Consider the following 18,663-nt stretch of genomic DNA (forward strand, 5'->3'; position numbering starts at 1 on the left):
TCATGCGCGTCGCCATTGCTGGTGCTGGCTTGGCCGGGTTGGCCTGTGCCAAGTACCTCTGCGACGCCGGTCACACCCCTGTGGTGGTGGAAGCTCGCGATGTCCTAGGCGGCAAGGTGGCCGCTTGGCAGGACGACGAAGGGGATTGGTATGAAACCGGTCTGCACATCTTCTTTGGTGCCTACCGGAACATGCGCCAGCTCTTCAAGGAGCTGAACATCGAGGACCGGCTCCAGTGGAAGAGCCACTCAATGATCTTCAACCAGAAGGAGACGCCGGGCACCTACAGCCGCTTCGACTTCCCTGATATCCCCGCTCCCCTGAACGGTGTTGCCGCGATTTTGGGCAACAACGACATGTTGAGCTGGCCTGAGAAGATCTCCTTCGGGATGGGTCTGGTGCCAGCGATGCTGCGCGGCCAGCAGTACGTCGAGGAATGCGACCAGTACTCCTGGACTGAATGGCTGCGGATCCACAACATCCCTGAACGGGTGAACGATGAGGTGTTCATCGCCATGGCCAAGGCGTTGAACTTCATCGATCCCGACGAGATCTCCAGCACGGTGGTTCTGACTGCTTTGAACCGCTTCCTGCAGGAAAGCGATGGCTCAAAGATGGCCTTCTTGGATGGCAACCCCCCCCAACGCCTCTGCCAGCCGATCGTTGATTACGTCACGGCCCGCGGTGGCGAGGTGCATCTGGATGCTCCGCTGCGCGAGATCGAGCTGAATGCCGATGGCAGTGTCAGCGGCTTCCGCATTGGCGGGATCAAGGGCAAGGAGGGCTTCACCCTCCAGGCCGATGCCTACGTCAGTGCGCTGCCTGTGGACCCCTTCAAGCTGCTCCTGCCGGAGCCTTGGAAGCAGATGCCCTACTTCCAGAAGCTGGACGGCCTCAATGGCGTCCCGGTGATCAATATCCATCTGTGGTTTGACCGCAAGCTCACCGAGATCGATCACCTGCTGTTTAGCCGCAGCCCCCTGCTCAGCGTCTACGCCGACATGAGCAACACCTGTAAGGAGTACGAGGATCCCAACCGCTCGATGCTCGAGTTGGTCTTTGCTCCCGCCAAGGACTGGATCGGCCGCAGTGACGAGGAGATCGTTGCCGCGACGATGGAGGAGCTGAAGCGTCTGTTCCCGAGTCACTTCACCGGGGACGACCAGGCCAAGCTGCGCAAGTCGATCGTGGTCAAGACCCCTCTGTCGGTTTACAAGACGGTCCCCGGCTGCCAGAAGCTGCGTCCAGATCAAACCTCTCCAGTGCCTAACTTCTTCTTGGCCGGTGACTACACGATGCAGCGTTATCTGGCGTCGATGGAAGGTGCGGTGCTGAGCGGCAAGCTTTGCGCCCAGGCGGTCAGTCAGGCCAAAACCGCTGTGGCTGCTTGATGGTGGCGGTGACAGCAACGGCTGATCTCTCCACCAACACCTCCCTTGAGGAAGCGTTTGAAGCCTGCCGGCAGGAAACGGCGGAGTGGGCCAAGACCTTCTATCTGGGCACCCTGTTGATGCCCCCGGCCAAGCGCCGGGCCATCTGGGCGATTTATGTCTGGTGCCGGCGCACCGATGAACTGATGGATAGTCCTGAGGCGATGGCGCGCCCTGTCTCAGAGCTGGCCGAACGCCTCGACTGCTGGGAAGAGCGCACCCGCGCCCTCTTTAAGGGCGAGGTTCAAGACGGCCTCGATCGCGTCATGGTCGACACCCTTGAGCGCTATCCCCAGCCAATTCAGCCTTACCTCGACATGATCGAGGGGATGCGGATGGACCTCACCACCACCCGCTACCCCAGTTTCGACGATCTCCAGCTCTACTGCTACCGCGTCGCGGGGACGGTGGGTCTGATGACGCAAGAGGTGATGGGCATTGACCCGGCCTACACCTCCGCTCCTTGGAGTGATCCCCCAGACACCAGCGATTCGGCTGTGGCTTTGGGCATTGCGAACCAGCTGACGAACATCCTTCGGGACGTTGGTGAGGACCGGGGCCGCGGTCGGATCTATCTCCCCCAAGAGGATCTCCAGCGTTTTGGCTACAGCGAGGAGGAGTTACTCGCTGGAACCCTCAACGACAGTTGGCGTGAGCTCATGCGCTTCCAGGTCAATCGGGCCCGGGAGTGGTTTGCTCGCTCTGAGGCAGGTGTTCGCTGGCTCGCGCCCGATGCTCGCTGGCCCGTCTGGGCCTCACTTCGCCTCTATCGAGGAATCCTCGATGTGATCGAGGAGCTTGATTACGACGTCTTCAATCACCGCGCCTATGTGCCGAGGTCCGGCAAGTTTCTTGACTTGCCCCGCTCCTTTGTGATCGCTCAGGCCCGCTGAGCGCCCTCCCAGCCCAGCTGCAGCCAGCGCTCCAGGATTGGATTCACCTGTTCGGGGGCTTCATCGTGGGGGCAGTGGCCTAGGCCCGGTAGGACCTCAAGCTCCTGCACGCAGCGGAACGCGTTCTTCCAGCGCCGGGCTTCCTCCAGGGGTTCCCAGGGATCTGCCTCGCCCCAGAGCATCCGCACGGGTATGGCGAGTTGCTCGAGCAGCTGCGGTGCCAGCCAGTCATCAAAGAGATTCACGAAGCCCCTGAAGCTCTCCGTTGCTCCAGGCTCCTGGCTCGGTTTCAACAGCAGTTGGACCAGTTCCTCATCGACGTTGCCGCCGCTGGGGTAGGCCTGCTTCAGCACCGCACGCACCGCACCGGCCCGTGCGAAGAAGCGAAAGAGGTTGGCGACGATCCAACGTTGCCGCACCAGCGCCATCACTAGGGGTCTGGAGAGTTGCGCGATGAAGGGCTGCTCCGGCAGACGTTTGAGATCGAGTTCGCGTTCAGCGCAGTCGATCAGCACCACCTGAGCAGGGGCTTGTCCGCGTTCTGAGAGAAGACGGGCGGTATTGAGGGCCACCACTCCGCCGATGGAGTTACCAATCAGCTGCAGTGTGACCGGCTGGTCCCCACGGATGACCTCGCTGTAGAAATCAACCAGTTGCTTGGCCCACAGGTCAAAGCCGTAGCGCACGCTCCCAGCGGTTTCGGGTTCGTTGTCCAGGCGTGAGGCGGGCTTGCTGCTCCGGCCAAACCCCAAGAGGTCGATGGCGTAGACGCACTGGTCTTTGGCGAGAGCATGAAGGTTGTGCCTCCAATGCCCCTTTGAGGCCCCAAAACCATGCACACAAAGAACGGCCCGACCGGATGCGGTTGAGCCGTCCTGGGGAAGGATTTTGGTGTAGCTGATCTGATGGCCTTTCCAGCTCCAGATCAGCTCGTCCATGGTTGGTCCTTGGGAAATCAGACCGCAGCCTTTTGGTTGTCGAGCAGGCCCTTGAGCTTGGCCAGTTCACCAGCCCAGCGGGGGTCCGGAGCACCCTCTTCCACGGTGTCGCTGTGGACCACTTTGTTGACGGCCTTGCGGGCCACGGCGGGGCCGGTGCTGCCACCGGGGCCACGACGGTCGTTGCCACCACGACGGTCATCGCGGCGCTCAGAGCGCTCGATGCGGAGGTTGTTGCCGCCGAAGTCACGGCCGTTGAGCTGCTCGATCACAGCGTCGGCGACCTTCTCATCGTTGATGTTGGCAAAGCCGAAACCGCGACCAGCACCGGTCTCACGGTCCTGAACAGCTTTGAAGCGGATGCCTTCGCCCACGCTGGCGAACAGAGCCTCGAGCTCCTTGTTATCGAAGCTCAGGGGCAGGTTGCCGACGTAAAGACGAACGCTCATGGGATGAGAGAGATGGAACGGAAATGTGTGGGTTCTGGCTGGTCGGGGTTAATCACGAAGCGGCAGCACCGAACCCGACAGCGGAGTTCAATCGGCGACCTACGGCGTAATGCTGTGCCCTAACTGGCTGGATTCAGGTCGTTGATAACGCCTTTCATAGTGAAGTTAATCACGGCGGGGGTCCCTCTCCTTGGCGAAATGGCTGACGCTCCAGCCATTGGCGTGCACGCTCCAGGGCTTCATTCGTGCCACTGAGGCGACCAAAGGCCTGCTCCAGCATCAAGAACTGCAGCAGTGATCCCAGTTGAGGTGTGGCTTTCAGGCCTAACTCCCGTTGCAGCTGGTCGCCATTGATCGCTGGTTGGGGGTGAAACAGACGGTCGTCTGGGTCGCGCCAGCGCCTGAGCCAAGTGTTGGCCGCTTCGGTTGGCCAATGCAGCAGCAAGGCTGGGAGATCGCTGGCGAGGTCTCGGTGCAGTTGCAGCCGCTCCGCTTCCGAAAGGCTCTCGGCGCGAGTCCCCGGTGCCTCGGGCCCTAGCCGCTGCTGCCAACGCCGCAGGCGCTGCACCCGCTGCTGCAGCTTTCGGCTGCTTTTGAGCTGCAGCAGGCCAGGGCCATCGAGGACGGCGGTCATGCGGGCGAGTGGCCCGGCCACTTGCCATTCGTCTGCACTGAAACCCAGGGCCTGCGCCCGTTGGGGCGTCAGGGGCTCCAGGGGGACAGGTGGTTTGCCGCGCTCTTGCCAAGGGGCCAGCAGGTCCCAGTCCAGGCAGCGCTGCAGCCCCTGATGGCCCTGAGGGCTCTGGCACAGCTTCTCGAGTTCCGCCAGGATCCGCTCCCCCGCCACGCCGGTGAGCTTGTGGCGGTGCTGCTGAATCCATTCCGCTGTTGTGGTCTCCAGCTGGAAGCCCAGTTCACTCGCCAGACGGATGCCCCGTAGCAAGCGCAGGGGATCGTCCAGCAGGTTGTTTTCGGTGAGGGCCACCAATTGACCGTCCCGCAGATGTCCCAACCCCCCATGGGGGTCCACCAGCTCATGCCGCTGGGCTAGCGGGAGGGCCATGGCATTGATGCTGTAGTCCCGCCGCTGCAGGTCTTCCACCAGGCTTTGGCCTTCGCGGCGCGCCAGATCCACGCTCCAGCCGCGGATCACCAGCCGGCCAATGTCGCGCTCCGCATCCAGCACCACAGGACTGCCGCCGTAGCGCTTGCTCAGCGTTCGGCAGAGGGCAATCGCGTCCCCGGCCACCACCAGGTCGAGGTCGGGGGTAGGGCTCAGGCGATTCAGCAGGGCATCGCGGACGGCACCACCCACCAGGGCGGCATCGGCCGGAAAAGCCGAGAGGGGAAGAGGCCAGTCCTCGGCGCGCAAGGCGCCCCAGGCCGCTGCCGCTGCAGAACCGCCAGAGCCGGGCACAATGAGCCCATCTGCGCTGACGCTGGAGATGTGCATCTGCGTGGACTGCCGCTGGGTCGACCAGTGCCAGGCCTACCACGCAGTGGAGCGTCAGCACGGGGCGGCGCACCTCTGCAGCGATCCGCAGTTCGTCCCCACCGAGCCCCAGATCCATGTGCAGGTGCGGGAGCTCGGCCCGGCGGATGTCGGTGTGGAGTGGGACGTGCGCGCCTGCGGCAGTTTTGAGCTCGAGCGTGGGCGCTGGCAGCGGCTCTGCCCGGGGGAGTTGCTGCCCACATGAGCGCACCCTCCCTACTGCTGGCGCTCCACAGCTCAAGTGAAACCCTGGGGGTTGGTCTCTGCAATCTCCAGGAGGAGGACGCGGCTCCGCAGTGCGCCACTTTCCCCTTGGGGCGTCAGCTCTCCAATGACCTTCTCCCCTGCGTGGAGGAGCTGCTGCCTGCGGAGCGGTGGCCCCAGTTGGCTCGGATTGTTGTCGCCACAGGACCTGGTGGATTCACAGGAACCCGCCTCACCGTCGTCCTGGCGCGCACCTTGGCCCAGCAGCTGCAGATTCCTCTGCACGGTTTCAGCAGCTTTTTGTTGATGGCCCGGCGCCTGGCGGCGGCGGGGGCCCTGCGTCCGGATCAGTCCCGTTATTGGCTGCAGCAAACCCTGCCCCGCCGGGGGATCGTGGCGGGGGCCTACCGCTTGGATGACTCGGTCCTGGGTGGGATCAGTGAGGCCGTGGAGCCCCGCTTGTTCCGTCCCGAGGAGCAGTGGCCCGGTTCCGCCAGTGGCGGCGAGCCAGCAGCTGCTGCGGTGGTCGAGGCGGAGCAGGACGTTCTGCAGCTGCTGGCCCTGGGGCGATTGGCCCATGCCGCGGTCTTGCCGGGGCCCTGGGACACCGTTCTTCCGCTCTATCCGACCAGCCCGGTGGATCTGGGATGACCCAAGCCCAGCGTCCAACTGGATCCCGGCCACGCACGAGGCGCCGCCGCCCGCGACGCCGCGGCAGAACCCGCCGCCTGTTGCTTCTGGTGGCTCTGCTGACTGTTGGTTGGAGCAGCAGAGGCCTTTGGTTCCCGTCCCTGCCGCCGCCGGAGTTGGTGCTGGTGCTGGGCGGCGATGTGGAGCGTGAGCGGGTCGGCGCTGAAGTCGCCAAGCGTGATGGCCTCCCCGTGATCGTCAGCGGCGGCAGTAACCCGGAGTACGCCAACTGGCTGTTCCGCGGTCGCGGCCTCGACGACAGCCGGGTGCTGCTGGACTACCGGGCGACGGACACCCTGAGCAACTTCACCTCCGTGGTGGATGACCTCAAGCGCGCACGGATCCGCCACGTGCTCCTGGTGACCAGTAGTGATCACATGGACCGGGCGCTGATGGTGGGTCGTGTGATCGCGGGAAGCCGCGGGATTGGTCTGACGCCGTTGGCGGTGCCCTGCGGAAACCGCTGTTTCCCCGAGGACTGGCGCAAGGTCTGGGGGGATGGGGTTCGGGCCGCCCTCTGGGTGGTGAGCGGCCGGGACCTTAGGGACTGGGCGGCAGAGCGTTTTGGTCCGCTGCTGGAGGAAGTGCGGGGCCGCTGATCAGGCCTTGATCGAGCAGGGCATTGATCTGGGCCTGGCAGGCAGCGGTGGCTTGATCGAGATCCGCCCGTTTGCGCGAAGCCGGTGGCGGGATCGGCGTACCAATCCGGATGTGGACGGGTACGAGGCGGGCGCTGCGTGAGCCGGTGCCCAGGGCTCGGTGGCTATTGATGATCGCCACGGGCAGCAGAGGCACGCCGGCGCGGGCGGCCAGCAGGGCTGCTCCGGCCTGGGGGTTGTTCACCCGTCCATCGCTTTGACGGGTGCCGTCGATGAAGACTCCGGTGGCCCAGCCCTGATCGAGTCGATCGGTGGCGGTGCGGATCGCTTCGCGGTCACTGGCGCCGCGGGAGACCGGATACGCCCCGCAGGCGCGGATGATCGGTCCGAGTAGGGGAATTTTGAAGAGTTCCGCTTTGGCCATGAACGCCACGGGGCGTCCCAGGGCGTGGCCCAATAGGGGCGGATCCAGGTGAGAGCCGTGGTTGGCCACCACCACCAGGGCGCCTTCCATGGGCACGTTTCCGTTGCCGGCGGTGCGGCCACGGAACAGCAGCCGGTAGATCGGGAACACCAGCATGTAGCTCACCAGGCGGTAGGTGAGGCTGGGCCGCGGGGTGCGGATCAGGGCCGGCGGTTCGGCGGGTTTGCGGCGGCGCAGGACACGTTTGACCGCTTTGACAGGGCGATTCACAGCCCCAGATCGGCGGCGGTGGCGATTTGCGCGTTGTTGATGCCTTCGGTGCTGCGCTTGATCAAGCCACTTAGGACGTTGCCAGGGCCGATCTCCACGGCGGTGCTGATGCCCGCGGCGGTCATGGCTTCCATGGTTTCGCGCCAGCGCACACCCGTGGTCATCTGGCTGCGCAGGCGTTCTTTGAGGGCTGCGCCGCTGGTCTCAGGGGTGGGGTCGGTGTTGCTCAGCACCGGGATCGAGGCGTCGGCGAAGTTCATGCCCTCCAGGGTGGTAGCGAAGGCGGCGGCGGCCTCCGCCATGAAGGGGGAATGGAAGGCTCCGCTCACCGCCAGAGGAATGGCCCGCTTGCATTTGAGCTGGCTGCTCACGCTGCCCACGGCTTCAGGGCTACCCGAGAGGACCACCTGGGCACTGCTGTTGTCATTGGCGATCACGACCCCTTCGGTGGCCTTGACCAGCGTTTCGAGTTCGCCGCGATCAAACCCCATGACAGCGGTCATGGCTCCGCCTCCGGCGGCGGCCATCAGTTCGCTTCGGGTTTTCATCAGCTGGATGCCCGTCTCGGCATCGAACACGCCGGCGGCGTAGAGGGCCACCAGTTCCCCGAGGCTGTGGCCAGCCACCAGATTGGCGCTGCGGCCCTGGGCCTTCAGGCCATCCACCAGCAGGCTTTCCACCACAAACAGGGCAGGCTGGGTATTGCGGGTGTCGTTGAGTTCGCTGAGCTCGCCATCGGCCTCGCCGTTGCAGATCGCCAGTAGGTCGCGGCCCAGCAGGTTGGAGGCGGCCTCGAAACGCGCCTTGGCACCAGGGAGTTCCAGTACCCCTGCGGCCATGCCCACTTTCTGAGAGCCCTGTCCAGGGAAAACCCAGGCGTTACCCATGGCCGCGCGTTGAAGTGACGGGGGGAGCCTACGCGGGGCCCTTCCAGCGCAGCAGTGCTCCGCCCCAGCTCAGTCCGGCACCAAATCCACTGCTGGCGATCAGGTCTCCGGGTTGAATCCGGCCGTCCTTCACCGCTTCATCCAGCATCAAGGGAATGGTGGCGGCCGAGGTGTTGCCGTAGTTGCTCAAATTGCTGAGCACGCGCTCGTGGGGAATCTTGAAGCGATCCGCCACCGCATCCAGGATGCGTTGGTTGGCTTGGTGCAGCAGCAGCCAATTGAGCTGGTCGGCTTCGGTCTCAGTGGTCTCCAGCAGCTCTTTGAGGACGGCGGGGACTTCGCGAACTGCGAACTTGTAGACCTCCTGGCCATTCATGCGCAGGGGCGCAAAGCCCCCCCGCTGGGCGCTGACCCCGTCGAGCACCGGGTGGTGGGTCTCGGTCTGGGCCAAGGTCAGGCAGCCATTGCGACTGCCGTCGGAGCGCATCCGGAAGCCCAGGAGACCGTCCTGTTCGCCGGGGCAGGCTTCGACCGCGACCGCAGCTGCAGCATCGCCAAACAGCACACAGGTGGTGCGATCGTCCCAGTCCACCCAACGGCTGAGCTGATCGGCGCCGATCACCAGGGCTCGGCGCATGGCGCCGCTACGCAGGTATTGGCCGGCCGTGATCAGGGCAAACAGGAAGCCGCTGCAGGCGGCGGTGAGGTCAAAGGCAACGGCGTTGCGGGCCCCTAGGGCGCCTTGAACCCTGGGAGCTGTTCCAAAAAGGTCATCGGGGCTTGAGGTGGCCATCAGGATCAAGTCCAGATCCTCCGGTTGCCAGCCCGCGTGCTCCAGAGCGGCCTCGGCCGCTCTGGTGGCGATCACGGTGAGGGGTTCATCGGCATTGCAGATCCGCCGGGCACCGATGCCGGTGCGGGTTCGAATCCACTCGTCGCTGGTGTCGACCCGGGTACTGAGCTGCTCGTTGCTGACTTGGTTCACCGGCACAGCACTGCCACAACCCACCAGGGCCATGCCCAAGGGGCCCTGAGGGGTCCCGGCTTTGGCAGCGCTGGTCATGTGTGGACTAGCCCGAGACAGTGGGGCTCAGTCAACCACAGGCGACGGTCTCATTTTGGGCTTCGCTGAGCCGGTGCAGGTCGTCCATCACACCGTGGTTTGCGGCGGAATGGGCGATGCGTAGAGCGCTGACGACGGAGAGGGCTTTGCTGCTGCCGTGGCCGATGACGCAGACGCCATTGACCCCCAGCAGCAGGGCGCCGCCATGTTCGGCATGGTCCAGGCGCTTCTTGATCCGCCGGAGGTTGCTCATCAAGAAGGCGGAGCCCACCTTGCCGCGGCGGCCGCGGGGCAGCTCAGCCTTGAGGACATCCAACAGGACGCTGCCGACGCTCTCAAGGAACTTCAGCAGCACGTTGCCGGTGAAGCCGTCGCAGACCACCACATCGAAGTCGCCGGAGAGGACATCACGTCCCTCGCAGTTGCCGGCAAAACGGAAGCGGGTTTCAGCCGCCATCAGGGGATAGGTCTTGAGGGCCTGATCGTTGCCCTTGCACTCCTCCTCGCCGATGTTGAGCAGGCCGATGCGGGGCTCTTGGACCTGCAGAACGTCCCGGCTGTAGATGTTCCCCAGCAGAGCCCACTGGTGCAGATAACTGGGCTTGGCGTCCATGTTGGCGCCGACATCGAGCACAAGGACCTGCTGGGCTGGATCTTTGGTGGGGAAGAGGGCACCGATGGCAGGGCGATCAATCCCTTTGAGTCGGCCCAACCGGAAGATGGCGGAGGCCATGACTGCCCCGGAGTTCCCGGCGGAGTAGACGGCTGTGGCCTCTCCGGCCTTCACCAGATCCATGGCCATGTTGATGCTGGCGTCGCGCTTCTTGCGCACCACCGTGGCCTCTTCGTTCATGCCCACCGACGGGCCACTGGGAACCAGATCAATCAGTCCCTGTTGCTGCGCCTCACGGAGGTCTTCGCCCAGTTCGAGTTCGGCAACGGCCGCCTCGATGGCCGCTGTTTCGGCCACGAACTTCACCCGAACCGGCAGCAGGCGTACGGCCCGCAGGCAGCCTTCGAGGATGGGGCCTGGAGCGTAGTCGCCGCCCATGCCATCGACCGCGACCCAGAGACGGTCGGCGTCGTTGATGGCTTCGCCATCGACACCGCCGACCCCCTGCTGGAGTCGCCGCAGGGGGTCAAACACCAAGGGCTGCAACACGGTGTTGGCCGCTGCACCGGCTGCTCCAGCTGCTGTTCCTGCTGTGTTGACGACGGAGCCAGCCATCGAGCCCGCGGCTGTGCCGGCGGCTGAGGCTGAACCCACCAGGCTGGTAACGGCCGTATTACGCCGATACCAAATCACCAGACGCCGAATGGCCTTCGGGCGGCTCCGGCGGCTCGATGAGCCTTGGCCAGTCGCGTCAGTTGGATTCTGGGGCAACGGCTTCAACGATGCGTTGGAACAGATAACCGGTGCCTCGAGCCGTGAGGATCAGCTCGGGGTTGGTCGGATCGTCTTCCAGTTTGGAGCGCAGCCGGGAAATATGAACATCCACTACCCGGGTATCCACATGGCGTTCGGGGGTATAGCCCCAGACCTCCTTGAGGATTTCGCCGCGGCTGAAGGGTTCGCCGCTGCGGCCCACCAGCAGCTCCAGCAGGCTGAATTCCATCCCGGTCAGGCGAATCCGCTCATCACCGCGGAAGACCTGGCGTTTGTTGGTGTCGATGCGGATCGCGTTGATCTGGATCACGCCTGAATTGGGGATTCCGGCGGCGCCCTCCTTGTCGATCCGGCGAAGCACGCAGCGGATGCGGGCTTCGAGTTCCTTCGGGCTGAAGGGCTTGACCACGTAGTCGTCCGCGCCAAGCTCCAGTCCCGTGATCCGGTCGGCGACATCGCCGAGGGCCGTGAGCATCACGATGGGCACGTCGGACTCCTTGCGGAGTTCTTGGCAGACGCCGTAGCCATCGAGCTTGGGCATCATCACGTCGAGCACCACCAAGTCGGGGTTGGTGTTTCGAAACGCTTCGAGTGCTTCCTGGCCATCGCAGGCCGTGACCACCTGGTAGCCAATCATTGAGAGGCGCGTTTCCAGGATGCGGCGGATGCTGGCCTCGTCATCCACGACCAGAATTGTTTCCTTGGCTGGAGCGGAAGAGGCCGTCATTGCGCCAGTCTGGGTGGCCATTACTAAGTGATTAGACCTACTGAAGGGGTCATTCGTGGTTCGTGTTCGACGAAACCCACCTTTCGTCATACACCTTCTTCATCCATCCGCCCTCCACAGCGCCTTGGCTCGCACCACCAGCACCTACGTCTGCCAGAGCTGCGGAGCCCAAACCCGCCAGTTTTTTGGGCGCTGCTCCAGCTGCGGCAGTTGGAACAGCCTGGTGGAGCAGTCCACCCCTTCGAGCGATAACCGCCGCCGCCGTCCGGTCCCGGTGGCCGATGCAGATGCGCCGATTCCGGCTGCACCCCGCCGCTCCGAACCGATCGCGGCTGTTGGTGATCGCCCCCTTCAGCGCCTCGCCAGTGGCTACAGCGAGTTTGACCGGGTGCTTGGTGGTGGTCTGGTGCCTGGCTCGCTGGTCCTGCTGGGGGGGGATCCCGGGATTGGCAAGAGCACGTTGCTATTGCAGAGCGCCCAGGCGATGGCGGCCCGTCACTCCGTTCTCTATGTCAGTGCTGAAGAATCGGCCCAGCAGGTGAAGCTGCGCTGGCGTCGGCTGGCGGAGGAGCAAGGGGAGCTCCCGCCGCAGCAGGAGAGTGCCTCCGGTCTGCAGCTCTTGGCGGAGACGGATCTGGAGTTGGTGCTTCAGGAGCTGGAGGCGCTGCGGCCCGCCGTCGCCGTGATCGACAGCATCCAGGCTCTGCATGACGGGGAATTGGGTAGTGCCCCGGGTTCAGTGGCCCAAGTGCGGGAATGTGCGGCCGCCTTGGCGCGGATCGCCAAGCGTCAGAACACGGCCCTGCTTTTGGTGGGCCATGTCACCAAGGAAGGAATGTTGGCGGGGCCCAAGGTGCTCGAGCACCTGGTGGATGCGGTCCTGACCTTTGAGGGGGATCGCTTCGCCAGTCATCGCTTGCTGCGGGCGGTGAAAAACCGCTTTGGGGCAACCCATGAATTGGGCGTGTTTGAGATGCGCGGCCAGGGTCTGGCTCAGGTCCTCAATCCCAGCGAGCTCTTTTTGGGCAGTGATGAGCCCAGCGCTGGAACGGCGACGATCGTCGCCTGCGAAGGCACCCGTCCGCTGGTGGTGGAGCTCCAGTCCTTGGTCAGCACCACGAGCTATGCCAGTCCCCGGCGCACCGCCACTGGGATTGGCACCAATCGCCTGCACCAGATCCTCGCGGTGCTTGAGAAACACCTGGGTCTTCCCCTGTCCCGCTTCGATTGCTATTTGGCCGTGGCCGGCGGATTGGACGTGGAGGAGCCCGCCGCGGACTTGGGGGTTGCGGCCGCTGTCGTGGCGAGCTATCGCGATCTGACCCTGCCGCCAGGGACCGTCCTGGTCGGAGAACTCGGCCTGGGGGGGCAGTTGCGGCCCGTGGGACAGCTGGAGCAACGACTGCAGGAAGCGGCCCGTCTGGGCTTCAGCCGAGCCGTGGTCCCCAAGGGCTCAGGCTTGGGACGGCTTGCGGCTGGCTTGGATCTGCAGCTCCATGAGGCGGGAAGCGTCGCTGAAGCCCTGGTGGCCGCCCTTGGGGTGAACCCCGCCGATGACAGGGCCTAGCTTGATGTCGACTCAGAAGTAGACGTCGATGCTGCCGCGACCGCTGGTCTTGAGCCAGTTCTGAGCTTCGATGTAGTTGTTGGGCGCCAGGCGGATGGCCTTGCCCCAGAAGTCCGCCGCCAGATCAAAGCGGCGATCAGCCTCATCGGTCTCGCCCTGCTCCTCGGCAATCGAGCCCAGGTGATGGTGAATCACCGCCATGTTGTTCAGCGCCTGGGGCATCTTGCTGTTGAGATCCAGGGCTTGGCCGTAGTGCACCAGAGCCTTTTCGTGCTCACCGTTGCTGGCAAACACCAGCGCCATGTTGTAGAGGATGAAGGCCTTGTCGTTGGGGTCTTCCTCGAGCTTCAGGGCTTCGGCGTAGTTGTCCAGCGCTTCGGCGTATTCCCCGTCGGCCTGGGCGCTCATGCCATCGCGGTAATAGGCAAACGCTTCCTTGGCCCGTTGGTTGGTCGGCAGGACCTTGAGGATCAGGTCTGCCATCACCGTGAAGCTCTTGTCGATGAAGTTGTCGTTGCGCTGGGAGCGGGGCACGGCAGGCACCTGAGCTTCGTGGCCCCATCCTGACTTGCGCCCCGCGGATCAGGGGCTAACCGTGAGAACTCCCTAGCTTGGGTATCCCTTCTCTGCCTGCGTGTCTCCTGACCTTGAGCCAGCAGCCCAGCCGGTGGCGCCGCTCTTGCTGGATGTGGAGGGTATGAAATGCGGCGGCTGTGTCCGCGCGGTGGAACAGCGCTTGCTGGCCCAACCCGGGGTGCGTCAGGCCAGTGTCAATTTGCTGAATCGGACGGCCTGGGTCGGTCTGGACCCCGAGACCGCGATGCCGGAGCCGGCCCAGCCCTTGATTGAGTCCCTGGCCGCGATGGGCTACAGGGCTGCGGTGCGCAACCTCGATGACGAGGATCGCCCTCTGAGCCTGGCGGAGCGGCAGCAGCAGCAGAGTTGGTGGCAGCGCTGGCGCCAGTTGATGGTGGCGCTGCTGCTCCTTGTCTTCTCCGTCTCCGGACACCTGGCGGAAGCTGGTCAGCTGCCTTTGCCCCCCTTGGCGGACATCCGCCTGCATGCGTTGGTGGCGACCATCGCCCTGTTGCTGCCGGGTCGTCCGATTTTGGTTCAGGGCTGGCGTTCGGCCTGGGCCGGTGCCCCGGGGATGGACACCCTGGTGGGGTTGGGGATGGGCAGCGCCTACCTGGCCAGCTTGGTGGCCTTGTTCTGGCCGGCCGTGGGTTGGCAGTGCTTCTTCAACGAGCCGGTGATGCTGCTGGGCTTCGTCTTGATGGGGCGTTTCCTGGAGGAAAGGGCGCGGTTCCGCACAGGACGCGCACTTCAGGAGTTGGCCCGTTTGCAACCCGATGAGGCGCTGCTGCTGTTGGGCAGTGGCGCTCAGGCGCGGGTCGAGTCGGTCCGCGTGGGTGCCCTGCGTCCGGGGGATCGGCTACGGGTCCTGCCTGGGGATCGGATCCCCGTGGACAGCCGAGTGCTCGAGGGGTATTCGAGCTTGGATGTCTCCAGCCTCACCGGGGAACCCCTGCCATTGGTGGCTGCTGTTGGTCAGGAGCTCGCAGCGGGTTCCTTGAACCTGCAGTCGAGTCTCGAGCTGGAGGTGCTGCGCCCCGGCCGCGAGAGCGCCGTGGCGCGGATTATTGCCTTGGTGGAAAGTGCGCAAGCACGGAAGGCTCCGATTCAGACCCTGACCGATCGGGTGGCGGGGCGCTTCAGCGTCGTTGTGATGCTGCTGGCCTTGGTCACCTTGTTGTTCTGGTGGTTGATCGGTGCTCAGCTCTGGCCCCACGTCTTGAGCGCTGCGCCCTCCATCCACCAGCACGGCGGCCACCGAAGCTTGGGCTTGGGTGCTGAAACTCCCTTCGTCTTGGGCCTGCAACTCAGCATCGCCGTGCTGGTGGTGGCCTGTCCCTGCGCCTTGGGCTTGGCGACGCCAACAGCGATCACGGTGGGCAGTGGTTTGGCGGCCCGCTCCGGGGTGCTCTTTCGTGGTGGTGATGTCATCGAGGCGGCGTCCCATCTGCGCACCCTCTTTTTTGATAAGACCGGGACCCTCACGGTCGGCCGCCCCACGGTGCGGGCCGTGGAGCGCTCTGGCCTGGAGGGCAGCGAATCGAGCTTGATTCAGCTGGCGGCCAGCCTGGAGGCCCAGACCCGCCACCCCTTGGCCCATGCCCTGCTGCAGCGGGCGCAGCAGTTGGAGCTCCCGCTGCTGGAGGTCAGTGAGGCCTGCACCTTGGCGGGTGATGGGGTCCGCGCTCAGGTGCAGGGCCATGGCCTCTGTCGAGTGGGGCGTCCGGCCTGGTTGCTGAAGGACGGAGTGGAGATAGCGGAGGACCAGAGGCGCTGGTGGAACGCGCAGGAAGAGCAGGGCGCGACCGTGGTGGCGGTGGCCCTGACCGATGCCTCGGGATCCAGCCAGCTCCAGGGACTGATTGCCCTGGATGATGAGCCGCGAGCGGATGCCCCAAAGGCCCTGGTTCAGTTGCGGGCAATGGGGGTGCAGTTGGGGTTGTTGAGCGGGGACCGCCAGGCGCCGGTGCGGCACCTGGCGCTCCAACTGGGCTTGCCGCTGCGGGAGTTGGCCTGGGAACTCCTCCCTCAGCAGAAGCTCGAGCGGATCGATCAGGCGCGCCAGGCCTCCAGCGACCCCGTCGGAATGGTGGGAGATGGCATCAACGACGCTCCGGCATTGGCCGCGGCGGATTTGGGGATTGCGGTTGGCACCGGAACGCAGATCGCCATCGACACCGCCGATCTGGTGGTGCTGGGGGATCGGTTGGAGGCGATTCCAATGGCGCTGCGCCTCGCCCGCCGCACCATGGCCAAGGTGCGCCAAAACCTGATCTGGGCCTTCGGCTACAACCTGGTGGTGTTGCCGATCGCAGCTGGGGTGCTCCTGCCAGGCTTTGGCGTCGTGCTGTCACCACCGCTGGCAGCTCTGTTGATGGCGATGAGCTCAATCACTGTTGTTGTGAACGCGTTGCTCTTGGGGCGCCATGACTAAGCGGGGACGCTTTCTGGTGCTGGAGGGCATTGATGGCTGCGGGAAGACCACTCAGATCGACTCCCTCAAACAGTGGTTGCCGAGTAGCGGCTTGATGCCTGAGGGGGCTCAATTGCTGGTCACCCGAGAGCCGGGGGGAACAGCTCTCGGGCGGGCCCTGCGTCAACTGCTTCTGCATCCCCCTGGAGAAGCGGCACCGGAGTCCACAGCGGAGTTGTTGCTCTATGCGGCCGATCGCGCCCAGCATGTGCAGCAGCGCATCGCCCCGGCCCTGGCGGCGGGGCATTGGGTGCTCAGTGATCGTTTTGTCGGATCGACGGCGGCTTACCAGGGCTATGGCCGCGGCTTGTCCCTGGAGTTGATTGATCAGCTCGCTGGGATTGCGACCGCCGGGGTGCAGCCCGATCTCACCGCCCTGCTGGAGATCCCATTGGCGGAGTCCCTGCGGCGCCGAGGCCATCGCCAGGCTGATCGCATCGAAGCCAGTGGCGAGGCCTTCCTCGCGCGGGTCTGTGCTGGCTTCAGTGCCCTGGCCCAGCAACACAGCTGGTGCTGCATCGAGGCCAGTCAATCCCCCGAGGCGGTCAGCCGGGCCCTGCAGGCCGCCATCCACGACGCCTGCACACGCGATGGCTGAACTCTTCGAGGATCTGCTGGGGCAATCCCAAGCGGTGGCCTTGCTTCGGGCTGGTCTGCAGCAACAGCGCCTGGCACCGGCCTACTTGTTTTGCGGTCCCGACGGGGTCGGTCGCCGTTTGGCGGCGTTGCGCTTCCTGGAGGGAGTGATTGCAGGTCTGGATGGCTCCCTTTCCGTGAGGCGTCGGCTGCAGGACGGCAACCATCCCGATTTGCTTTGGGTGGAGCCCAGCTACTCCGACAAGGGGCAGCTGGTACCCGCTTCCCAGGCCGAGGCCGCTGGAGTCAGCCGCAAGGCACCTCCGCAGCTGCGCCTCGAGCAGGTCCGGGCCGTCTCACAGTTTTTGGCGCGCAGGCCCGTGGAGTCCTCCCGTTGCCTGGTGGTGATGGAGACCGTGGAGGCCATGGCTGAGGGTGCGGCCAATGCGCTGTTGAAAACCCTGGAGGAGCCCGGGGACGGGATGCTGATCCTGCTGACGGCTTTCCCGGATCGGTTACTCAGCACGATTCGATCGCGCTGTCAGTCGATTCCATTTGCGCGTCTTGAGCCGCAGCTACTTGAGGAGGTGCTCCAGCGCCACGGCCATGGGGGAACCGAGCAGGCCGGAGATCCGCCTGAATTGCTTGAACTGGCGGCCGGCTCCCCCGGTGCCTTACTGGAGCAACGGGCCCAATGGCAGGCCTTGCCGGAGGGCTTAACCGAGCGCTGCAGTGCGTTTTCTGCTCCCGACGGCGTGCAGACACCGCTGCTGGCCCTCTCGCTGGCCCGTGACCTCTGTGAGGTGCTGGATGTGGAGCAGCAGCTCTGGCTGCTCGATTGGTGGCAGCTTCATCTCTGGCGTCAACATCAGGATCCGCGACCCCTGCAGCGGCTAGAGCAGCTCAGGGCCCAACTGCGCAGCTATGTACAGCCGCGCTTGGCCTGGGAGGTGGCGTTACTGGCTCTTTCAGGGGTTGGACCCCGAACCCATTAGGCGGCGGTCCGGCGATTGTCTCGGGCCTGCTGGACCAGTTGGGCGAGCTCCTCTTGATTGGCCCCACTAGGGAGTTCCAGGCAATAGCCGGCGCCGTAGACGGTCTTAATGAAGCGGGGCTTGCGGGGATCGGGCTCAAGCTTGGTGCGCAGGTGACGCACATGCACTCGGATGGTCTCGATGTCGTCGTCCGGCTCGTAACCCCAGACCTCTTTCAGGATCAACGAGGGCGCAACGGTTTGGCCGTGGCGCTGGAGCAGGCAGTGGAGCAGTTCGAACTCCAGGTGCGTCAGCCGTACGGGTTCGTCGAACCAGATCGCCTCGAAGCGCTCGGGGACCAGGGTGAGGCAGCCGTAGCTCAGGATTTCGTTGTGCTTGGTCGAGAGCGGGGCGCGATCGGAGCGGCGTAGGAGCGCCTTGATGCGCACCAGGAGCTCTTCAAGATCGAAAGGCTTCGCGAGGTAGTCGTCCGCTCCGGAATTAAAGCCGCTGACCTTGTCTTTGGTGCTGCCCAGCGCCGTGAGCATCAGCACCGGGATGCGGGAGGTGCGCTCGTCTCGCCTCAACCGTTGGCAGAGGGTCAGCCCGTCAACCTTGGGGAGCATCAGGTCCAGCAGGACCAGGTCCGGGGTGTACTGCAGTGCCAAGGCCTGGCCTTTGATGCCGTCTTCGGCCCGTTGCACGTCGAAGCCGCTGTGCTCAAGGTGTCCGGCCACAAGCTCGCGCATGTCGCCGTCGTCTTCAATCAGCAGGATGCATGGCTTCATGACTGGCTCCTGGGTTGACGGGGTCGCGGTTTCAGTGAAGGGCCGAAGTTCACCGCAGGCATTCTCGGCGGCTTTTTGTGCTTCTGCACAACAACGCTTGTTCTTGTCTTTCGGCTAAGGACGGTCTGACTTCAGTGCTGATCAGGGATTTGCTCGAATCACTCCAGACCCCAGTTCGGTGAATCTTCAGCTTTTCTTTCGTCTTCTGGGTTGCGATTCCGGGGCGTTTGTTGTGAAGCCTCGTTCGGTTGCTGCT

At 64.5% G+C, this 18,663-nt stretch carries 19 protein-coding genes; 9 read left to right on the forward strand and 10 right to left on the reverse strand.

Going from position 1 to position 18,663, the window contains the following annotated elements:
• The first annotated feature begins 2 nt into the window (after positions 1–2).
• Entirely contained in the window at positions 3–1,391 is a 1,389-nt protein-coding gene (gene pds / locus MY494_RS09905; RefSeq protein ID WP_247910082.1) for a 15-cis-phytoene desaturase, read from the forward strand.
• Positions 1,391–2,323 carry a phytoene synthase gene (locus MY494_RS09910; RefSeq protein WP_247910083.1) on the forward strand — a complete coding sequence of 311 codons (933 nt, stop codon included), beginning with the start codon at positions 1,391–1,393 and terminating at the stop codon, positions 2,321–2,323. Before pds ends, MY494_RS09910 begins: the two co-directional genes overlap by 1 nt.
• Here MY494_RS09910 and MY494_RS09915 read toward each other — a convergent pair.
• The 3 genes from MY494_RS09915 to MY494_RS09925 all read right to left on the reverse strand — a co-directional run bounded on the left by MY494_RS09915 (position 2,311) and on the right by MY494_RS09925 (position 5,163).
• Positions 2,311–3,261, reverse strand: a complete 951-nt coding sequence (locus tag MY494_RS09915; protein WP_247910084.1) for an alpha/beta fold hydrolase — start codon at positions 3,259–3,261, stop codon at positions 2,311–2,313. The two genes, MY494_RS09910 and MY494_RS09915, sit on opposite strands and share 13 nt — an antisense overlap.
• A gap of 17 nt (positions 3,262–3,278) precedes the next feature.
• A complete protein-coding gene (locus tag MY494_RS09920; protein ID WP_247910087.1) occupies positions 3,279–3,710 on the reverse strand; it encodes an RNA-binding protein in 432 nt (143 codons plus the stop codon).
• Positions 3,711–3,879: 169 nt separating this feature from the next.
• The gene (locus MY494_RS09925) at positions 3,880–5,163 is read right to left on the reverse strand and encodes a CCA tRNA nucleotidyltransferase (protein WP_247910089.1); all 1,284 of its coding nucleotides are present in this window, start codon (positions 5,161–5,163) and stop codon (positions 3,880–3,882) included.
• On the opposite strand from MY494_RS09925, the gene MY494_RS09930 reads away from it, so the two are divergent.
• Genes MY494_RS09930 through MY494_RS09940 form a run of 3 tightly spaced genes read left to right on the forward strand, consistent with a single transcriptional unit; the run spans position 5,156 to position 6,695 of the window.
• Positions 5,156–5,407 carry a Ycf34 family protein gene (locus MY494_RS09930; RefSeq protein ID WP_247910090.1) on the forward strand — a complete coding sequence of 84 codons (252 nt, stop codon included), beginning with the start codon at positions 5,156–5,158 and terminating at the stop codon, positions 5,405–5,407. The genes MY494_RS09925 and MY494_RS09930 overlap by 8 nt on opposite strands.
• A complete protein-coding gene (tsaB, locus tag MY494_RS09935) occupies positions 5,404–6,057 on the forward strand; it encodes a tRNA (adenosine(37)-N6)-threonylcarbamoyltransferase complex dimerization subunit type 1 TsaB (RefSeq protein ID WP_247910092.1) in 654 nt (217 codons plus the stop codon). Before MY494_RS09930 ends, tsaB begins: the two co-directional genes overlap by 4 nt.
• A complete protein-coding gene (locus tag MY494_RS09940; protein WP_247910093.1) occupies positions 6,054–6,695 on the forward strand; it encodes a YdcF family protein in 642 nt (213 codons plus the stop codon). Before tsaB ends, MY494_RS09940 begins: the two co-directional genes overlap by 4 nt.
• On the opposite strand, the gene MY494_RS09945 is transcribed toward MY494_RS09940, so the two are convergent.
• From MY494_RS09945 to rpaB, 5 genes are read right to left on the reverse strand one after another with little or no spacing between them, the layout of a single operon-like run.
• A complete protein-coding gene (locus tag MY494_RS09945; RefSeq protein WP_247910094.1) occupies positions 6,637–7,389 on the reverse strand; it encodes a 1-acyl-sn-glycerol-3-phosphate acyltransferase in 753 nt (250 codons plus the stop codon). The genes MY494_RS09940 and MY494_RS09945 overlap by 59 nt on opposite strands.
• Complete coding sequence (gene fabD / locus MY494_RS09950; protein WP_247910095.1) at positions 7,386–8,276, reverse strand: ACP S-malonyltransferase; 891 nt, start codon at positions 8,274–8,276, stop codon at positions 7,386–7,388. Before fabD ends, MY494_RS09945 begins: the two co-directional genes overlap by 4 nt.
• A gap of 28 nt (positions 8,277–8,304) precedes the next feature.
• On the reverse strand, positions 8,305–9,339 hold the full coding sequence (locus MY494_RS09955; RefSeq protein WP_247910096.1) for a beta-ketoacyl-ACP synthase III: 1,035 nt from the start codon (positions 9,337–9,339) through the stop codon (positions 8,305–8,307).
• 31 nt (positions 9,340–9,370) lie between these two features.
• Positions 9,371–10,723: a phosphate acyltransferase PlsX gene (plsX, locus tag MY494_RS09960; RefSeq protein ID WP_247910098.1), complete on the reverse strand. Its 1,353-nt coding sequence runs from the start codon at positions 10,721–10,723 to the stop codon at positions 9,371–9,373.
• A complete protein-coding gene (rpaB, locus tag MY494_RS09965; protein WP_247910099.1) occupies positions 10,704–11,453 on the reverse strand; it encodes a response regulator transcription factor RpaB in 750 nt (249 codons plus the stop codon). Before rpaB ends, plsX begins: the two co-directional genes overlap by 20 nt.
• A 124-nt stretch (positions 11,454–11,577) precedes the next feature.
• Here rpaB and radA point away from each other — a divergent pair, with 124 nt between their 5' ends.
• Positions 11,578–13,020, forward strand: a complete 1,443-nt coding sequence (radA, locus tag MY494_RS09970; protein WP_247910100.1) for a DNA repair protein RadA — start codon at positions 11,578–11,580, stop codon at positions 13,018–13,020.
• 12 nt (positions 13,021–13,032) lie between these two features.
• Here the strand turns inward: radA and MY494_RS09975 are convergent, their stop codons facing one another.
• Positions 13,033–13,554, reverse strand: a complete 522-nt coding sequence (locus MY494_RS09975) for a photosystem I assembly protein Ycf3 (protein WP_247910101.1) — start codon at positions 13,552–13,554, stop codon at positions 13,033–13,035.
• A 163-nt stretch (positions 13,555–13,717) separates the two neighbouring features.
• Between MY494_RS09975 and MY494_RS09980 the strand changes: the two genes are divergently transcribed.
• Genes MY494_RS09980 through MY494_RS09990 form a run of 3 tightly spaced genes read left to right on the forward strand, consistent with a single transcriptional unit; the run spans position 13,718 to position 17,640 of the window.
• Positions 13,718–16,030 carry a cation-translocating P-type ATPase gene (locus tag MY494_RS09980; RefSeq protein ID WP_247912019.1) on the forward strand — a complete coding sequence of 771 codons (2,313 nt, stop codon included), beginning with the start codon at positions 13,718–13,720 and terminating at the stop codon, positions 16,028–16,030.
• Positions 16,023–16,667, forward strand: coding sequence for a dTMP kinase (tmk, locus tag MY494_RS09985; protein ID WP_247910102.1), 645 nt, complete (start codon positions 16,023–16,025; stop codon positions 16,665–16,667). The genes MY494_RS09980 and tmk overlap by 8 nt, the downstream gene beginning before the upstream one ends.
• Complete coding sequence (locus tag MY494_RS09990; protein ID WP_247910104.1) at positions 16,660–17,640, forward strand: DNA polymerase III subunit delta'; 981 nt, start codon at positions 16,660–16,662, stop codon at positions 17,638–17,640. Before tmk ends, MY494_RS09990 begins: the two co-directional genes overlap by 8 nt.
• Here the strand turns inward: MY494_RS09990 and MY494_RS09995 are convergent.
• Positions 17,637–18,407, reverse strand: a complete 771-nt coding sequence (locus MY494_RS09995; protein WP_247910105.1) for a response regulator transcription factor — start codon at positions 18,405–18,407, stop codon at positions 17,637–17,639. The two genes, MY494_RS09990 and MY494_RS09995, sit on opposite strands and share 4 nt — an antisense overlap.
• Positions 18,408–18,663: the final 256 nt, after the last annotated feature.

Origin of the sequence: Synechococcus sp. A10-1-5-1 (genome assembly GCF_023115425.1) — a bacterium.
Taxonomy (GTDB): domain Bacteria; phylum Cyanobacteriota; class Cyanobacteriia; order PCC-6307; family Cyanobiaceae; genus Vulcanococcus.